This window comes from Bacteroidia bacterium (assembly GCA_041391665.1).
Lineage (GTDB): Bacteria > Bacteroidota > Bacteroidia > J057 > J057 > JAGQVA01.
Genome location: JAWKNO010000003.1, coordinates 1,978,121 through 1,994,835, shown reverse-complemented (window position 1 = coordinate 1,994,835; position 16,715 = coordinate 1,978,121). Strand labels below are relative to the sequence as shown.

The 16,715-nt window shown below is 47.0% G+C and carries 13 protein-coding genes; 12 read left to right on the top strand and 1 reads right to left on the bottom strand.

The genetic code is table 11. The features are described from left to right. Nucleotides 1–37: 37 nt before the first annotated feature. The 7 genes from R3D00_30860 to R3D00_30830 all read left to right on the top strand — a co-directional run bounded on the left by R3D00_30860 (nucleotide 38) and on the right by R3D00_30830 (nucleotide 10,487). Nucleotides 38–658: a sigma-70 family RNA polymerase sigma factor gene (locus R3D00_30860; protein MEZ4777616.1), complete on the top strand. Its 621-nt coding sequence runs from the start codon at nucleotides 38–40 to the stop codon at nucleotides 656–658. Next, the gene (locus tag R3D00_30855) at nucleotides 655–1,491 is read left to right on the top strand and encodes a tetratricopeptide repeat protein (protein MEZ4777615.1); all 837 of its coding nucleotides are present in this window, start codon (nucleotides 655–657) and stop codon (nucleotides 1,489–1,491) included. The genes R3D00_30860 and R3D00_30855 overlap by 4 nt, the downstream gene beginning before the upstream one ends. Before the next feature lie 27 nt (nucleotides 1,492–1,518). Further along, a complete protein-coding gene (locus R3D00_30850; GenBank protein MEZ4777614.1) occupies nucleotides 1,519–2,739 on the top strand; it encodes an ankyrin repeat domain-containing protein in 1,221 nt (406 codons plus the stop codon). Continuing rightward, nucleotides 2,736–3,278 (top strand): hypothetical protein, encoded by a 543-nt coding sequence (locus tag R3D00_30845; protein MEZ4777613.1) that lies wholly within the window; start codon nucleotides 2,736–2,738, stop codon nucleotides 3,276–3,278. Before R3D00_30850 ends, R3D00_30845 begins: the two co-directional genes overlap by 4 nt. 212 nt (nucleotides 3,279–3,490) lie before the next feature. Next, nucleotides 3,491–6,376: a TonB-dependent receptor gene (locus R3D00_30840; GenBank protein MEZ4777612.1), complete on the top strand. Its 2,886-nt coding sequence runs from the start codon at nucleotides 3,491–3,493 to the stop codon at nucleotides 6,374–6,376. 251 nt (nucleotides 6,377–6,627) lie between these two features. Continuing rightward, entirely contained in the window at nucleotides 6,628–9,708 is a 3,081-nt protein-coding gene (locus R3D00_30835) for a T9SS type A sorting domain-containing protein (GenBank protein MEZ4777611.1), read from the top strand. A gap of 83 nt (nucleotides 9,709–9,791) precedes the next feature. After that, nucleotides 9,792–10,487: a hypothetical protein gene (locus R3D00_30830; protein ID MEZ4777610.1), complete on the top strand. Its 696-nt coding sequence runs from the start codon at nucleotides 9,792–9,794 to the stop codon at nucleotides 10,485–10,487. On the opposite strand, the gene R3D00_30825 is transcribed toward R3D00_30830, so the two are convergent. Then, nucleotides 10,477–11,214 carry a thioesterase gene (locus R3D00_30825; protein ID MEZ4777609.1) on the bottom strand — a complete coding sequence of 246 codons (738 nt, stop codon included), beginning with the start codon at nucleotides 11,212–11,214 and terminating at the stop codon, nucleotides 10,477–10,479. The two genes, R3D00_30830 and R3D00_30825, sit on opposite strands and share 11 nt — an antisense overlap. A gap of 229 nt (nucleotides 11,215–11,443) precedes the next feature. Between R3D00_30825 and R3D00_30820 the strand changes: the two genes are divergently transcribed. The 5 genes from R3D00_30820 to R3D00_30800 all read left to right on the top strand — a co-directional run bounded on the left by R3D00_30820 (nucleotide 11,444) and on the right by R3D00_30800 (nucleotide 16,584). Further along, nucleotides 11,444–12,688 carry a caspase family protein gene (locus R3D00_30820; protein MEZ4777608.1) on the top strand — a complete coding sequence of 415 codons (1,245 nt, stop codon included), beginning with the start codon at nucleotides 11,444–11,446 and terminating at the stop codon, nucleotides 12,686–12,688. A 75-nt stretch (nucleotides 12,689–12,763) separates the two neighbouring features. After that, entirely contained in the window at nucleotides 12,764–13,012 is a 249-nt protein-coding gene (locus R3D00_30815; protein ID MEZ4777607.1) for a UPF0175 family protein, read from the top strand. Continuing rightward, the gene (locus R3D00_30810; GenBank protein ID MEZ4777606.1) at nucleotides 12,984–13,490 is read left to right on the top strand and encodes a DUF3368 domain-containing protein; all 507 of its coding nucleotides are present in this window, start codon (nucleotides 12,984–12,986) and stop codon (nucleotides 13,488–13,490) included. The genes R3D00_30815 and R3D00_30810 overlap by 29 nt, the downstream gene beginning before the upstream one ends. A gap of 132 nt (nucleotides 13,491–13,622) precedes the next feature. Further along, nucleotides 13,623–13,949, top strand: coding sequence for a PadR family transcriptional regulator (locus tag R3D00_30805; protein MEZ4777605.1), 327 nt, complete (start codon nucleotides 13,623–13,625; stop codon nucleotides 13,947–13,949). A gap of 7 nt (nucleotides 13,950–13,956) precedes the next feature. Then, nucleotides 13,957–16,584, top strand: coding sequence for an FtsX-like permease family protein (locus R3D00_30800; protein MEZ4777604.1), 2,628 nt, complete (start codon nucleotides 13,957–13,959; stop codon nucleotides 16,582–16,584). The last annotated feature ends 131 nt before the right edge of the window (nucleotides 16,585–16,715 follow it).

Below are 16,715 nucleotides of genomic sequence, written 5' to 3'. Positions count from 1 at the left end.
GTTCTTCCATGGATTGTTTCAACTAAAGCACCTGCCTATGCCCGTGTTTAGACTACTACGCGCCAAACGCGCCGCAGCAATGGAAAAAATGGACGATCTTCAACTGATCGGTCTGTACCATGCTGGCAATCAGGAAGCCATAGCGGTTATTTTTAAGCGCTACTACGACGAGTTGTTTCACCTCGGATATTCCATTCTGATTGATAAAATCAGTATTGACGAAATCATCTCCAAGGTTTTGGAAGGATACCTCAACACGCCCCGCAAACAGCGGAAGGTCAGGTATAATATCACTTCGAATGTGAGGGGGTTTCTCCGTCGCACAATTGTCCGACGCTGCATCGATTTTAACCGCAAAAAATCCAACCAGATCCGCAAATCGCAGCTTGAAGTAGCTCACCCTGATGTATACCCTGATGTGCAGCCATGGACAGAGCCTGAAGCAACGTATTCCGAACTCACCGGCTACGAAGTAGATCAGTTGCTGGAAAAAATCCTTGACCGGCTTGGCGGAAAAGAACGGGAGGTATTTGACCTGCATGTTCAGGGATATTCACATGAGGAAATCTGTGAACTGCTGAATATCACCACTACCCGCAACGTAAGCAGTACATTATACAACGCCAGACAAAAAGCTAAAACTGTTTTTACAAAATGAACCCAGGCTACGAAGACTACCCGCCAGACGCACGAGGAGATATGGATCACCTTCTGGCTTATATCTACGGAGATTTGCCCGAAACGGAGGCCTCTGCAATTTCGCGGGAGATCGACCGAAATATTGGCCTGCGAATGATGGTAAGCGGGATGATTCATGTAAAAGAAATCAAAGGTTTTGCTTCATGGCCCGAACATCGCGAGTGGCTTGACCATCGCAAAAACACAATAGACGGTGTGCTCCGGCAGTATCGGCGAAGCCAGCGAAACCAACGGTTGAAGATGTCCATGGCATTTGCCTCCGTGGTTTTATTTATCGTGTACCTGATAAATCTCCCATTATTTTCCAGCCCAAAGCTCTATAAAAAGTACCAGACCAAGCCTGAAATTGCCGTAACAACGGTAGGCCAGTGGCCTCTGCAAAATCCTGCAACATTTACAAACTACTACACTGCCAACCAATATCTGCAGGTGCTGGAAGAATGCAACCGTATGTTGCGGATTGACTCTACCCTACTGGATGTCAGGCTCTATGCGGGGTTCTGTTATTTAGAATTAAATGACCCGGACAAGGCGATGGAGCAGTTCTCCCGGATCATCGTATCGGGAAGTGATGACGAGCATCTTTGCAGTCAGGCAATCTGGCAGTCTGGCCTTGCCTATATCAAAGCACAGGACTTTGAACGAGCCATTCAGGTTTTTGACACATTGGCGACCACTCCGACGATCAAGCGCGAAGACGGCCGGCTGGCCCAAAAAGCCAGGAAAATACTCTGGCGTGCCAAAGTGCGCAATTTTGTGCTGCAAAATATCGTACACAGAGGCCAGGCGTAAGCAATTAAAAAAAGTGTAAATTGCAGTATGCTCCGCAGTATCCGGATATATTTTCGCAGACGTAAAGTCATTCGAATGGTCGGCTCTTTCGATGAAGCCGGCCTCCTGGCTGCTGTGGAAGAAACCAATCGACAGGCACTCGAAATTCTCCTGAAAGATCGTATTTCCCCCGATGCCCGCACGCCTAAAGGTCTGCCGGCACTTTCCCTCGCTATCCGGAAAGGCGATCTTCACGTGGTCTCTATGCTCATTGATGCCAAAGCGAATATCGACGCGCAGGACAAAGATGGTCGCACCCCGCTGATGAAAGCCATTGAAAGTGGAAACCGGCATATTTTTTCCCTTCTCATAGAGCAGGATCCGGAGTTGGATATGGTAGATCGGGACGGTGAAACTGCGCTGTTTAAGGCGGTAAGAGAAGGAAATACAACATTTTGCCGAAAAATCATCGATATGGGGGCGAATGTAGATGTTGTTAATCAAAACGGCCTTACCCCCCTTATGCTCGCTGTGGACCAGGCCCGCATTGGTATCGTCAAATCCCTGTTGCAGGCAGGCGCCGATCCGATGGTAAAAGACGATTCCGGGCAGACCGTGCTAGACCGTTATCACGGCAACTCCCGTATCTCTCAAATGCTGAAAGACGCCCTGGCGCGCAGAGGCATAAAAGACAAATCCAGTGGGACAGCCAATATTTCCCTGCCGGGACTTTCCCTTTCCGGACTGGTATTGCCCTTTCTTTCCATGAATGAAGGAATCATCGGGCAGTTGCCACAGTTGGGTTCGCTGTTGATCGGCCTGGCGGAAGGCATACTGGAATCGATCGGTGCCACGACCAACCTGCAGCAGGTAGAGCAGAAGAGCAAAGCCATGATTGAACAGATCAATCTTGATTTTCTCCGCACAGAGAATGCCACGAGCCCAGCCAATGAGAAGGCGATTCTGTGGTTGCAGGAACAAATCCGCCGTACGCTACAGTTGATGATCGAACTTCGGACCGCCGGCAACCGCGTCACTGCATTACTTGCGCGAAAGCCTGAAGAAACTCCCGGGGAGACCGCCGGAGAAATTACCGGTTATCTCAACCAGGCACTGCTGGAAGCAGCGGCCACAGGTCATCGCGAACTGGTCGCTTTACTTGTCTCCGCAGGTGCAGATCCTTCGGCCACCAATGAAAACGGCGAAACAGCCAGCGACCTGGCACTGGCCAAGGAGTTTTATGAAATTGTTCAACTTCTGAAAGGATGAGCATAGATAATATTATCCGGTATTTCCTTTGGCTGATTTTGACAGTCTGGTTTGGCGGAATGGTTGCCCAGGACACGCTAATGGCTGATTTTCCCGAAAAATGGACAGGCAAATGGTCGGGCGAACTGGAGATCTCCACCGCTAAAGGAAAAGTGCAAACCCTGCCAATGGAATTACATATTTTACCAGCAGACAGTGCCGGAATCTGGAAGTGGACCATCATCTATCAGGTTGAAAAACCAGATGTGCGGGAATATGAATTGTCCGTCGTCGAAAGAGAAAAGGGCCATTTTTTGATTGACGAAAAAAACTCAATCAAGCTGGATGCCTGGTTGCTGGGCAATGTGCTGAGTTGTCGTTTTTCGGTAGACAACACCCTGTTGCTGGTCAATTATATATTCGAATCAGATCATATCAGGTTTGAGATTTTTGCCGGGAGCAAAGCCAGTCCCCGGCTTACCGGTGAAGAAGCAGAGGAGGTGGACGAAATCCTCAATTACCCGGTTACTACTATGCAGCGGGCGATCCTCAGGAGGTAAGTCGGGTTTCTCTAAAAAAAGCAAATGTTAATCAAATGTTAGGTGTTTGTAAATCACTCCAATTTGTATTGGAAAAAATCGCAGATGCCTCATATTTCGTTCACAATCTCTTAACATACGCTTATTCTGCTTAACCAATACTTAACATTGCGGTCAACTTCAGGTTATCGCCTGCAACGAAATTTGTAGCCGATAATCGAAATAATATCTACATGAATTTCAAATTTATTCTATCTCTGGTTTTTTGCAGCGTACTTTCACTCCACTCACTTGTGGCAGCTCCGGGTACGATTCGTGGAAAAGTAACGAATGGACAGACCGGGGAGGTTCTTCTCGGTGCTACAGTACGTCTGATTCAGGCGGATCAGGTGAAAGGTGGTGCTTACACTGATATAGAAGGTAGCTATACGATAAAAGCAGAAGCAGGTACCTATTCGATGATTATCTCTTATGTATCATTTGTGAATGATACGCTGGAGGTAACGGTTGAAGAGGGTGCAGTTATCTATAATGAAACCCTCCTTTTTGAAAGCCTTGCTACCCGCGAGGATCTGAAAGTGGAAATCACTGCCAAACGCAACCAGGCAAGTACGGTTACACTATACAATGTGAAACGCACTTCGCTGAATACCATGGACGGTATCTCCAATGACCTGATCAAACGTACCGGCGACAACGATGCCGCTTCTGCTATGTCAAGGGTGACAGGTGTAACCGTCGAAGGCGGAAAGTATGTGTATATCCGCGGACTTGGAGACCGCTATTCCAATACCCTGTTAAATGGAGCGGCTATCCCCAGCCTTGACCCCAACCGCAACGCGGTTCAGTTGGATATTTTTCCTTCCCAGCTGATCGACAATATCGTGGTTTATAAAACATTTACCCCTGACCTGCCTGCCAACTTCTCCGGAGGCCTGGTAAATGTAATCACCAAAGATTTTCCCGATCGCCTTCGGATCAACTTTTCTGCTTCGGCAACCTACAACCCACAGGCCAACCTGATCGACAACTTCCTGACCTACGAAACCGGAAAGAAAGACTGGCAGGGACGCGACGACGGTACCCGGGCACTGCCTTCCGAAATCGCTGGCCTTTCCGGAAGTATTCCTGAAAAAACATTTAACGTAAGTAACCTTGAAGATATCAATACCATCAACCGGGTAAGCAATTCTTTTAAAACCGGGATGATCCCTTCTACCAGAAAGTCTCCACTGGGGCAAAACTATCAGTTTTCCCTCGGCAACCAGAACCTGCTTTTTGGCAGACCGTTTGGTTATATCGCTAGCCTTTCTTACCGCACCGAATACAATGCCTATGACGACGGAAAAGTAGCACGCTGGAAAAACACAAGTTCGGCGAGAGATGGTGTCATCTCCGACCGGTTGACCAACGAAAGAGAGCATGGTGTGGTTAGCGGTACGGAAGAAGTATTGTGGGGCGGTCTTGTAAAACTTTCCTACAAACCTTTCGACAAACATAAAATAGGTGTAAACCTGATGCACAACCAAAGCGGTACTTCAGGCGCCAAAACACTGGAAGGCCCTATTCCGCTGGATGCTGTAGGGCTTATTTTCCAAACCCGTGTGCTTAGCTATCTCCAGCGTTCGATAGATATTTATCAGGTACAGGGCGACCATGCCTTCGGCAAACTCAATGCTTACTGGATTCTTTCCACTTCGCATTCTCTGCAGAGTGAACCAGATCTTCGGTTTTTCAGCAACGATTATACGATAAACGGAGAAACCAGAACCTACGATCTTCAGGCTAACCTTTATCCGGAGCCTACGCGCTTTTTCCGCGATCTCGATGAAACCAACAACGATGCAAAGCTAAACTTTGAACTTCCGGTTGACATCTGGAAAGAACTTCAGGCAAAAATCAAGTTTGGCGGCGCTTACACGACTAAAGACCGCACTTTCTCTGAAAACCGCTATCTGGTCAGCCAGGGAAATAAGAGTGCAAATTACGGAGGTGATCCTGATGCCTTTTTTGGCCCGGCAAATACCGGCGTATTCATCGATACCATCACTTTCCGCGGCAATACCTATTATCAGGTAAATTACAGAAATACCGTAGAAGATGTATCTGAGCTTCGCAACAGATATAGCGGTTTAGAGCGTGTGCAGGCCGCTTATGCAATGATCGAACTGCCAGTAAGCGAGAGACTTAAATTTGTGGGTGGCGCACGATATGAAGGAACCAGAATTGAAACCCTTTCTCAGGATGCTAGGGTCGATTCAGGTAATATTAATCTGAATGATATTTTACCTGCCATCAGCTCACTGTATAAAGTCAGAGAGGATCTGAACCTTCGCGGTAGTTTTGCCAGAACCATTGCAAGGCCTACCTTCCGCGAGTTTGCGCCTTTTGTTTCTTTTGACTTCGTCGGAGATTACAACCTGGTGGGTAACCCCAACCTTACCCGTACGCTGATTGACAATTACGACCTGCGTCTGGAGTGGTACCCTACCCCCGGAGAATTGATCTCGGTGAGTGGTTTTTACAAACATTTTAATAACCCCATCGAAAAAGTACTGGTTCCCCAGGCGGCCAACACTGAACTTACATACCGCAACGTTGCTGAAGGAATGGCTTATGGTGTAGAGTTTGAACTTCGTAAAAACTTAGGCTTTATTGCCCCTAACTCCTTGCTGAAAAACCTCCAGGTAGGTGGCAACTTCTCGCTGATTTACTCAGAAGTAGATATTGCCAATGATGAATATCAAAAAATGATTGACGTCGATCCTACCCGCTCAAGAACCCGTCCTGTATTTGGTCAGTCTCCTTACGCAGTGAATGGCGAGGTAGCCTATCTCAACGATTCACTGGGGTTAAAAGCAAGTCTGAACTACAATGTGTTTGGCCAGCGCCTGGTGCTGGTGGGCGGTGTTAACCCTGATGTATATGAGCAGCCCCGTGGCCTGTTGAACTTCTCTCTATCCAAAACGATCAAGTACGGACTTTCGGTTACCGTTCGCGCCAATAACCTCCTGAATCCTGACTACAAACAAACCCAGGTTTACAAAGAGACAGAATACATTTTCCAGAACTATCGTTTAGGCAGATCATTTTCTCTGGGAGTATCGTACAGCCTGTAAGGCGACATAAAATGAGCATTTATGCGACCCCCGGAAATTTTCGGGGGTTTTTTATTAATGTAATTTGGGTATGAAATAACGGATGCTCTTAACCTGTGGTTAATATAAAACTCACACCTGCTTAACGGTTTGGTAATCAAAACTTCAACCGGTCATTAAGTTACCTTAACTTCCAATGGGTTGCTTTGCGATGTGAATGAATTAAACCATCTCACCTGATTTTTATTATTATCCTTATCAAACCTGGCAAAATGAAAAACCTCTATGCTTTAGTTATTGCCTTTCTGTTTGTGGGTATGGTACATGGTCAAACAACCAAAACCATCACTGACAATGGAAACGGAACAGGCACAGTTACCTGGTCAAATGACACAACCTACATCCTTGATGGGTTCGTATTCGTCAACTCTGGTCAAATACTGACCATCGAAGCCGGGACCGTCGTAAAAGGCAAACCTGGTCAGACTACCGATGCTTCTGCCCTGATTGTTGCCCGCGGGGGTAAAATTATGGCTCAGGGTACTGCTGCAGAACCCATCATTTTCACAGCAGAAGCTGATGATGTAACCAACCCGTTTGACATTCCCGAAAACACTACCGGTCTATGGGGCGGTGTGATCATCCTCGGAAACGCACAACTCAACTCCTCTCCCGGTGAGTCGGCTATCGAAGGTATTCCTACCACAGAGACCCGTGGTCTTTACGGAGCTATCGACACCAATGGCGATACCATTCCCGATTCATGGAATGATCTGGATAACTCTGGTGTATTTACCTATTGCTCCATTCGTTACGGCGGTACCGATATTGGTGCCGGAAACGAAATCAACGGTCTTTCACTTGGCGGTGTAGGTGCCGGTACAAAAATTGACCACGTAGAAGTTATCTTCAACGCAGATGACGGATTTGAATTTTTTGGTGGAACCGTTCAGGCAAGCCATTTGATTGCAGCTTTCTGTGGCGATGATGCGTTTGACTATGACGAAGGTTTCCGCGGAAGAGGTCAGTTCTGGTTTGCTGTTCAGTCTGACTCTGCTGGTTCTGACCGCGGTGGTGAGCATGACGGTGGCACTGACCCCGAGCTTGGGCAGCCTTTTGCAACCCCTACCATTTACAATGTTACGTATATCGGACGCGGTGGAGCAGGGAGTGGCCGTGCGATTACCTTCCGCGACAATGCCGGCGGTATCTATCGCAACTCTATCTTCACCGAGTATGGCAGAGGTATTGATATCGAAATCCTGGGAGGCAGCGACGACAGCTACAAAATGTATCAGGATGGTCTGCTGAAACTGGAAAACAACCTCTTCTGGAATGTTGCCGGCAATGACCCCTCCAAAGGATTTACTATCACTGCTGCCAGCTTTGGCGGGATCAGCATTCCTGACTCTACTGCTATTGTAGATGCCGCGAAATCAGATCTTCAGTCATATTTTGTAAGCGGTGGAAACGATGTGGCTAACCCACGTTTTCGCTCTATCTCCCGTGAATCCCAGTCTGGTCTGCTCGATCCAAGACCACTTCCGGGCAGTGCCGCTTACGATAACCTTGCTTCTTATCCGAATAATAAATTTTTCACACCAGTTAACTATAAAGGTGCCTTCAGCTCTTCTTCAGATAGCTGGGCGTTGGGTTGGACCCTGCTCGACGAAATGGGTTATTTCCCCGATTTTACCGAAGGTACTGTTACCATAACAGACAACGGTTCCGGTACAGGCACCACCACATGGACCAGCAATAATACCTACCTTCTCGATGGGTTTGTATTTGTCAATAGCGGTGATACCCTCAACATCGAAGCTGGAACCGTAATCAAAGGCAAACCTGGTCAGGCATCTGATGCATCTGCCCTGATCGTTGCCCGTGGTGGATATATCAATGCTATCGGTACCTGTGAAGATCCCATCATCTTTACTGGCGAGGCAGACGACGTTACTAATCCTTTTGATATTCCTTTGAACACTACCGGTCTTTGGGGTGGGGTGATCCTTCTGGGAAATGCCCAGATCAACTCCTCTCCCGGTCAATCTGCTATCGAAGGTATTCCTACCACTGAACCACGCGGTCTTTACGGTGCGATCGACACCAATGGCGACACCATTCCCGATTCATGGAATGACGAAGATAACTCTGGTCACCTGAGCTATATCTCTGTTCGCCATGGCGGTACTGATATTGGTGCAGGTAATGAAATCAACGGTATGACTTTTGGCGGTGTAGGTTCCGGAACCATTGTAGATCACATCGAAGTTATTTTCAATGCAGATGACGGATATGAGTTTTTCGGCGGAACTGTTCAGACCAAATACCTGATCGCTGCTTATTGTGGTGATGACTCTTATGACTACGATGAAGGATTCCGCGGAAAAGGCCAGTTCTGGGTTGCTTTCCAGTCTGACTCCGCAGGTTCTGACCGCGGTGGTGAGCATGATGGGGGTACTGATCCTGAGCTAGGTCAGCCATTTGCAACGCCTACTATCTACAACGCTACTTATATAGGTCGTAGTGGTACAGGCAGCGGTCGTGCGGTTACTTTCCGCGACAATGCCGGTGGTATCTACCGCAACTCCATCTTCACTGAATTTGGCCGGGGCGTGGATATCGAAATCCTTGGAAACAGCGACGACAGCTACAAAATGTATCAGGACGGCTTGCTCAAACTGGAAAACAATATCTTCTGGAATGTTGCCGGCAATGATGCTTCCAAAGGATTTACAATCTCAGCTTTGAGCTTTGGGGGTATCTCTGTGGGAGATTCTACAACAACGGTTGACAATGCAAAAGCTGATATTACTGCTTACTTTGGCACCGCAAACAACGTAATGGCTGACCCGCTCTTCCCCTCTCTTAGCTGGACCAACGACGAAATGCTCGACCCTCGTCCTTCCAACCAGGGACCTGCTTACCAGAACCTGGCTGCACTGCCTGCTGGCGATAACTTCTTCACAGCGGTTCCTTTTAAAGGTGCTTTCAGCAATGATACAGACTTCTGGGCTTCCTGCTGGACTCTGATGGACGAACTGGGCTATTTCCCACTGGGTAGTTCACTGACAGCTATCGAAAAAGACCTCGAAATTCTGACCGCCATTACCGTTTACCCCAACCCCAACAACGGTATGTTCAACATCAGAATTCAGGATGCCAAACCAGAGACAGTCGGTATTGTGATCTTCGACATGATGGGTAAAGTAGTATTCGATCAGCAGGTTCGCCCGGTTGACGGAACGATTGAAACGGAAGTTGATCTTTCCATGCTGCCTGCCGGTATGTACATCATGCGTGCAACTCAAGTACAAAATGTGATTGGCGTTAGCAGAATTATCAAACAATAACGCCTGCTTAAAGATAGGTTAAGGTGACGGACTGCCCGAAAAGGCAGTCCGTTTTTTTTATATATTTGGCCAAAGCTTTTGTTATGAGATCTGGTCATACTGTTTGTATTAATCTCCCCATATTTTCCAGAAGAAAAACGCCCCTGCTTTTCAGTAAACTTGGTTTTGTGCCCTTAGGCAAAGACCTGCTCGGGCAGACGCTGGTCACAGACGGCACGGTAATAGTTCGGCTGGATGAGGAATCTGAATACGGCGCAGGCCTTTTATACTTTGCGGAAACGGTTTTGCCCCTGCCTGTGGGCGATAGTATATCTGATGAAGTTGAAAGCGAATGGGCGATGGAGTGGCAATCTCCGGAAGGTGTGTCCCTCACAATTCTTCAGACTCCCCATGTCGAAATGCCCAATGCGCCGAAAGGTACCCCCACCCCTTTGGGGACATTTTATGAAGTCAGCCTGATGACAACAGACTTTGATGTTTCTGTAGCCTGGTGGCAAAAAGCGGGTTTTTCCATTACCTATGGAAATCCTGCCACCGATAACTTTATCACACTTTCCGACGATATGATTCGGGTAGGATTATATCGCCCCGGTTCGTGCCCCCATATTTTCAACAACCCGGCAGTTACGTATTTTGATAGTGATATGGCTGGAAAAATAACAGCGGCAAGGGAGTTGGGAATACTCTATGCCCAGGAAATTTCCAACAAAGACGGGGTTGTCTCCGATGCGATCGTCGAGACTGAAGAGGGTTGGCATGTGTTTTTGTTTAGCGCATAACCGTACGAGCCTGGGCAAGGATTCGGCCTTCACTTTCCTGGACGATTTCATGAACAAATACTTTTTCCGATTCGCGCCCGATTCTCGATAAGATGGTATCGCCGTGTCCGCATTCTGAGCGGATGATCATGTCCATTTCCGCAACCTGGCCCTGTCGGGACCATATTTCGGGAAGTGCTTCCAGTGCCCATTGGAAGTAAAGCATATTATTGACATGGCCGTTGGGGTCGAGGTCGTGCCAGCGTACGGAAAAGCGTTTTTCAGGTAACGTTGTCTCCGGCATCACGATGCGGTCGGTTGCCCTTGGCAGAGGAGTACACCCTTCCGGCACCCGGGTGCGGGGAGTCATTTCGTCGGGCAGACGAGAGATATTGCGGTTGACGAAGTCCAGCACGATCCAGGTGCTGGTAGCCTCGGCCAGTAAGGACTTTTGTTCGCTGTACACACGGTAATCGCGATATACAAATGCCCGTGCTGTGCCCGAAGGCCAGGTTTCGACATAGACTTTTTCCCGGTGGAGCGGCAGGTCGTAAATCGTTATTTTTAGTCGCGTAACTACCCAGGTAATGCCCAGCTCCTGAAGGTGATAAACCGAGGCATCCAGATCTTCTGTATTGCTCCATGCCGTCTCCTGCATCAGGTTGATCATAGCCGGAAGGGTGAGCCTGCGGTTGATGTCAACCTCATTTGCCCGGATAATATGCAGTTCTGTTGTGGCGAGTGACATAGTTCAGCCTGATTAAGTGCGTGTTATCCATATTGTCCACAGATGTATGGATATTATCCACAGGGTTATCCACAAGGTTATCCACATGAGTTGATCTGGATGGTGTAAAAATAGGAAAACCTGTCGTTGGCTATACCAATGGGGCTTTATTTTTTGCAGAAAAAGTAAAACTATCTATAATAAACGCGGAAATTATTTAGTTTGTAATTCTATAAAATCCGGACTATTTATGAACATTTTGCAAAAACTTCTGTTTTTCTGCCTGCTTTCGATGAACCTTTTCCCGGTAAAAGCAGCTCCGGCACTCGCGCCCGAACTGATGTACAACGGTATGTATCAGTCTTCAAAAATCGGGTTTGTCGGAAATCTGCATTGTTACCTGAAGTTTTATGCCAATGGCACCGTCATTCGCACTTTTTCCAATCTGGATCAGGAGTCGCCCAAAGTGGTTGCGTCGCGCATGAATCTGCTGGAAGCATTAAAATTTGAATCCAATGTCAGCTCCGGGAAATATGTCATGATTGGCAACCTCGTTACTGCAACATTCACCAACTCCAGCTCAAGCGAAACCTATACCCTCAATATTATCGATTTTGGGTTGATGGGAAAATATAAGGGCGTACTGGCCACCCGCGATGAACGTTATACCTTCCTTCCTGAACTGACAGATCCGCAGACATTGTTTAATAACCAGCCAGTAACAACCACCCCTGCGACCACTCCTGCGCCTACTTTAAGCGGACTTTCACTTCGCGCACCCAAGGTGTATGCGGTAGTGGTGGGCGTCGCCAATTATGCCCATATCAACAGTCTCAATTATACCGATGACGATGCCTTCCGCTTTTATGCCTGGCTGAAAAGTCCCGAAGGCGGAGCCTTGCCTGACGAACAAATCTCCCTGTACATTGACGAAGCGGCCCGCCGCGATGAAATTCTTTCAGGGCTGAGGAAACAGTTTGGCAAAGCCGGACCCAACGACCTTGTATTGTTTTATTTTTCCGGACACGGTGCCCAGGGGGCGTTTATTCCTGCCGATTTTGATGGCACTTCTCATGAGCTTACTCATGCCAGCGTCAGACAAATTTTTGATCAGAGTAAAGCCCGTTACAAAATATGTATCGCCGATGCGTGTCATTCGGGAAGTCTCGACAAAGGGGTAAAATCGGCATGGAATGGCGTTTATGATAGCTATTACACCGCATTATCCAATTCAGGTGGAGGAATGGCCTTGTTTATGTCCTCCAAAGCAGAGGAAACCTCGCTGGAAATCGGCGGTTTGCGTCAAAGTGTATTTACCTACTATTTGCTCGAAGGATTGAAGGGCAATGCAGATGTCAACCGGAATAAAGTCGTGACTATTCAGGAGTTGTACAATTACGTGGCAGCGAATGTGAAAAGCTATACCGCCAACCGCCAGAGCCCGGTGATCAATGGCAATTACGACAAGGATATGCCTGTAGGGGTGCTGAGGTGAGGTAGGGAGGTAATGGAGATATAATGAGCCTTTTTCAATTTCTTCCGTATATTTAGGATAGAAATCATTGGTATTATGATCATCGAAATTCCAGACAGATTGCTTCAGGGAGTGAGTGAGGCTGACTTAAAGCTGAAAATTGCAATAAGTCTTTTTCAGGATGAAATATTCACTTTGGCTCAGGCCAGCCGTTTTGCTGGAATGCCGCGAAGGGATTTTCAGAAGGAATTGGGGAAACGTAAAATCCCAGTTCATTATGGAATTGAGGAATTGGATCAGGATATGAAAAACTTAGATGAGTTATTCGGTGATCGTCGTAAGTGATACTTCTCCTATAAGTAATTTGATTGATTTAGGACAGTTAACTCTGTTAAGGGCACTCTTCAATCAGGTAGTCATACCTACTGCGGTAGAAAGTGAATTATTGCAAGTTGAAGACCCCCAATTCCGTCACTCTTACTTACAATCCCGAGAATCGGGTTGGTTAATCGTAAAATCCCCTGTTAACTTATCAGAAGTTAATCGCTTAAAACAAATACTTGACCCAGGAGAAGCTGAAGCTATTTCACTTGCATTGGAATTGAATGCCCAAACATTGCTTATTGATGAAAGAATGGGGTATAAGGTCGCACATCAAAGCCATTTGCGCGCAGTAGGTGTTTTAGGTATCCTGATTGAGGCCAAAAGAAAGGGCTTGATTCCTGATGTTCGTTCATACCTTGACAAGCTAAAATACGAGATTGGCTTTTGGGTTTCAGATAATGTATATAGGCATGTATTGAATCTTGCAGATGAGCGCTAATACCTGCCAGTTATAAATAAAATTTCCCGAACCACCAGCCAAAATTGCAGAAAACAGTCCCATCTGACAGCACTTGTTGGATGGGATTTTTTTATACTATATATTTATTCTTCTTTCCGGAAAGAAATAGAAATGCATAATTATCTCGGCCAATTTGAAGAACTCGTTTTACTCACTGTAGCTATGCTCGGGGAGGATGCCTATGGTGTGGCGATCAAAGACCAGTTGGAAGCCCACACGGGAAACAGTGCCAGCATCGGCGCACTCCACGCTGCGCTTGACCGCATGGAACGAAAAGGGTTTCTGGTTTCGACCACCGGCGGCACGACAGCCGAGCGCGGGGGCAGGCGAAAACGCTATTTTTCTGTCACCAATCTTGGCAAAGATGCGCTCCGGGAAGCCCGGACTATGCGCGAATCTCTCTGGGAAAATCTTCCGCCTCATTTTGCGATTGACTAGCTGTGCGATGAAAAAGTCTCCTTCTCCTCCCCTGTGGATTCAGCGGTTTTTCCGCTGGTATTGCAATCAAAGTCATCAGGAACACCTGGAGGGGGACTTGTTTGAACTTTTCGAGCGAAACGTCAAAACTCACGGGTTGCGCCGCGCAAAGTGGTACTACTTCCGCCATGTGATTGATCTTATTCGCCCGTTTACGCTCCGCCGTAAATCCTCATCCTCTACCCCTTTTATCTATTCCGATATGTTTTTCCACCAGCTCAAAACTGTGCTTCGCAATCTGCGGAGAAATACGACCTTCACGCTTATCAATGTCTCCGGGCTCACTCTGGGGATGCTCGTGGCATTGATTATCTTTCTGAAGATTGGTCATGACCTCAACTTTGACCGCCAGTTGAAAGACGCCAACCTGATCTTCCGTATCGTATCTGATGCTGAAAATAGCTATCATTCGGGCATTCCAGGCCCCATTCCGGCTCTCTTACAAACGCATTTCCCCGAAATCGAAGCCATGACGGTCATTGACTGCAATTTTCAACTAATGGTACTCACCATCACCGACGAAAAAGGGCAGAAAAAACAATTTAAGGAAGACCTGGCTGCAATGGTATGGCCTGAGTATTTTGATGTATTTTCCTACAACTGGATTTCCGGAAACCCCGCGACTGCGCTGACCGAACCGCATACTGCTGTCATTGCCCGCAGCCTGGCCAATAAATTTTATGGAACAGAAGACGTAGTTGGAAAATCATTTACATTCAATAACGAAACAGAAATCCGAATCACCGGGGTATATGACGACCCGCCTTTGTCCACCAATTTTCCCTACCTCCTTCTTCTCTCTAAAGCTGACGACCGCATTCCAGACTGGTTGTTGCCACAGTGGCATGCCTTCGCAGAGAATTTCCAGTTGTTTGTAAAAATAAATGCCCATACGGATATCGACAGCCTGAATACCCGTATGGGCGGAATCCTGCAAGAATTTGCCCCCAAAGAAGAGGACGTGAAGTATTCGCTGCGCCTTCAGCCTGTACAGCAAATGCATCTTGATACGCGATACTATGCCTCCGGCAAATCCGCTATTTCGAAAACTACCTTAGGGGCTTTGCTGCTGATTGCCGTATTTCTGCTTGTATCAGCCTGTATCAATTTTGTCAATCTCAATACTTCTCTGATTTTTAAACGAGCGAAGGAGGTGGGATTGCGAAAGGTACTGGGCAGCAGAGACGGCCATATCTTTAGATTTTTTATGCTGGAAACAGGGGTTTTGGTTTTAATAGCTTTTTTCATTTCGATTGCACTTACCCCCATTGTGTTGAAAGAAGGAAGTTTTATTATCGGTGAAACGCTTTCCATTTCATTGATCCAGGAACTAAACCTGTTTCCCTGGCTTTTTGGTTTTTTTGTCATGGTTTGCCTTTTGGCCGGGCTTTACCCTGCCTTGCTCATGTCGGGAATAAATCCTGTACTGGCTCTGAAAAATAAAGTGGAAAAGAGCTATGGCCGGGGAATGTCGCTACGCAAGGGGCTGATGGTACTGCAGTTTTCCATCAGTCAGATACTGATCATCTGTATGCTCGTAGCAATGCAGCAAATGCGGTTTTTCCATAATGCACCATTAGGATTTGATCAGACTGCGCTGGTTGAAGTCGATATGCCCGCAGAAGGTATTGAACAGCTTCGACGAATAAAAACGGTGCTGGCGCAACATGCTTCGATCCAATCTGTTTGTTTTTCCAACAATGGCGCTGCTTCTGATGGTTACTGGCAGTACAACTATGCCTATTTTCCTCCTGACACACTACAGGCCGCAACCAGGGGAAATGCGAATATCAAAATGGTGGACAATGACTATATCCGTACCTATGGGATTGAATTGCTGGCGGGGGAATCATTTGCCGTTTGGGATAGTTTGCCTGCCGTGATCATCAATGAAATGCTTTTACGTCAGATCGGAATGGTTACTGTTTCAGAAGCGTTGGGGCAAAGTTTAACGGTAGGCGACAAAAAGTATCAGATTCAGGGAGTGGTAAAGGATTTTCATACACAATCCCTTCATTCTGCGATAAAGCCTACCGTGCTGATTCCTGATGTTTTGAATACAACATTAGGGGGAATCAAAATTCAGGGAGGAAACCTGACGGAAACCATTGCCTACATTCAGTCAACATGGGAAGCCGAGTTTCCCGACAATATATTTGAATATCACTTTCTGGATGAAAAAATCGCGGCCTTTTATGAAAGCGAAAAACGCGTTATACGTTTGTTTCAGATTTCTTCAATGATTGCAATCTGCATAGGTGCTTTAGGATTATTTGGGTTGATATCGATGATTGCGGCACAGCGGAGCAAAGAGATCGGAATCCGCAAAGTACTGGGTGCGGGTATCGGAAATATTCTGGCCATTTTTACGAAGGATTTTGGTTGGCTGCTTCTGATTGGGTTTGTGATTGCAGCACCATTGGCAGCGTGGGCCATGCAAAGCTGGTTGGCAGATTTTGCCTATCGCATACCTTTACAGACAGGAGTTTTTGTTCTTGCCCTTATAACTTCCGTAGTTGTGATGCTTGTCAGCATCGGTTGGAAGATATTTCGGGTTGCATCTATGAACCCCGTCGATGCGATCAGAGATGAGTAAAACCGACAAATAATGGTAAGCTATTGCAAAAATTGCCAGACAGGGCGCGGGCATTTGGGAAAAAATGCAAAGTTTTCCCCCTTAAGCTTGATTCGGTATGAGAAATGGCGGTAATCGATTTTTATTTTCCG

What these genes read in the sequence shown, in the direction of transcription:
- R3D00_30860 (MEZ4777616.1), top strand. Translation starts at nt 38, where the DNA reads ATGCCCGTGTTTAGACTACTACGCGCCAAACGCGCCGCAGCAATGGAA.
- R3D00_30855 (MEZ4777615.1), top strand. Translation starts at nt 655, where the DNA reads ATGAACCCAGGCTACGAAGACTACCCGCCAGACGCACGAGGAGATATG.
- R3D00_30850 (MEZ4777614.1), top strand. Translation starts at nt 1,519, where the DNA reads ATGCTCCGCAGTATCCGGATATATTTTCGCAGACGTAAAGTCATTCGA.
- R3D00_30845 (MEZ4777613.1), top strand. Translation starts at nt 2,736, where the DNA reads ATGAGCATAGATAATATTATCCGGTATTTCCTTTGGCTGATTTTGACA.
- R3D00_30840 (MEZ4777612.1), top strand. Translation starts at nt 3,491, where the DNA reads ATGAATTTCAAATTTATTCTATCTCTGGTTTTTTGCAGCGTACTTTCA.
- R3D00_30835 (MEZ4777611.1), top strand. Translation starts at nt 6,628, where the DNA reads ATGAAAAACCTCTATGCTTTAGTTATTGCCTTTCTGTTTGTGGGTATG.
- R3D00_30830 (MEZ4777610.1), top strand. Translation starts at nt 9,792, where the DNA reads ATGAGATCTGGTCATACTGTTTGTATTAATCTCCCCATATTTTCCAGA.
- R3D00_30825 (MEZ4777609.1), bottom strand. Translation starts at nt 11,214, where the DNA reads ATGTCACTCGCCACAACAGAACTGCATATTATCCGGGCAAATGAGGTT.
- R3D00_30820 (MEZ4777608.1), top strand. Translation starts at nt 11,444, where the DNA reads ATGAACATTTTGCAAAAACTTCTGTTTTTCTGCCTGCTTTCGATGAAC.
- R3D00_30815 (MEZ4777607.1), top strand. Translation starts at nt 12,764, where the DNA reads ATGATCATCGAAATTCCAGACAGATTGCTTCAGGGAGTGAGTGAGGCT.
- R3D00_30810 (MEZ4777606.1), top strand. Translation starts at nt 12,984, where the DNA reads ATGAGTTATTCGGTGATCGTCGTAAGTGATACTTCTCCTATAAGTAAT.
- R3D00_30805 (MEZ4777605.1), top strand. Translation starts at nt 13,623, where the DNA reads ATGCATAATTATCTCGGCCAATTTGAAGAACTCGTTTTACTCACTGTA.
- R3D00_30800 (MEZ4777604.1), top strand. Translation starts at nt 13,957, where the DNA reads ATGAAAAAGTCTCCTTCTCCTCCCCTGTGGATTCAGCGGTTTTTCCGC.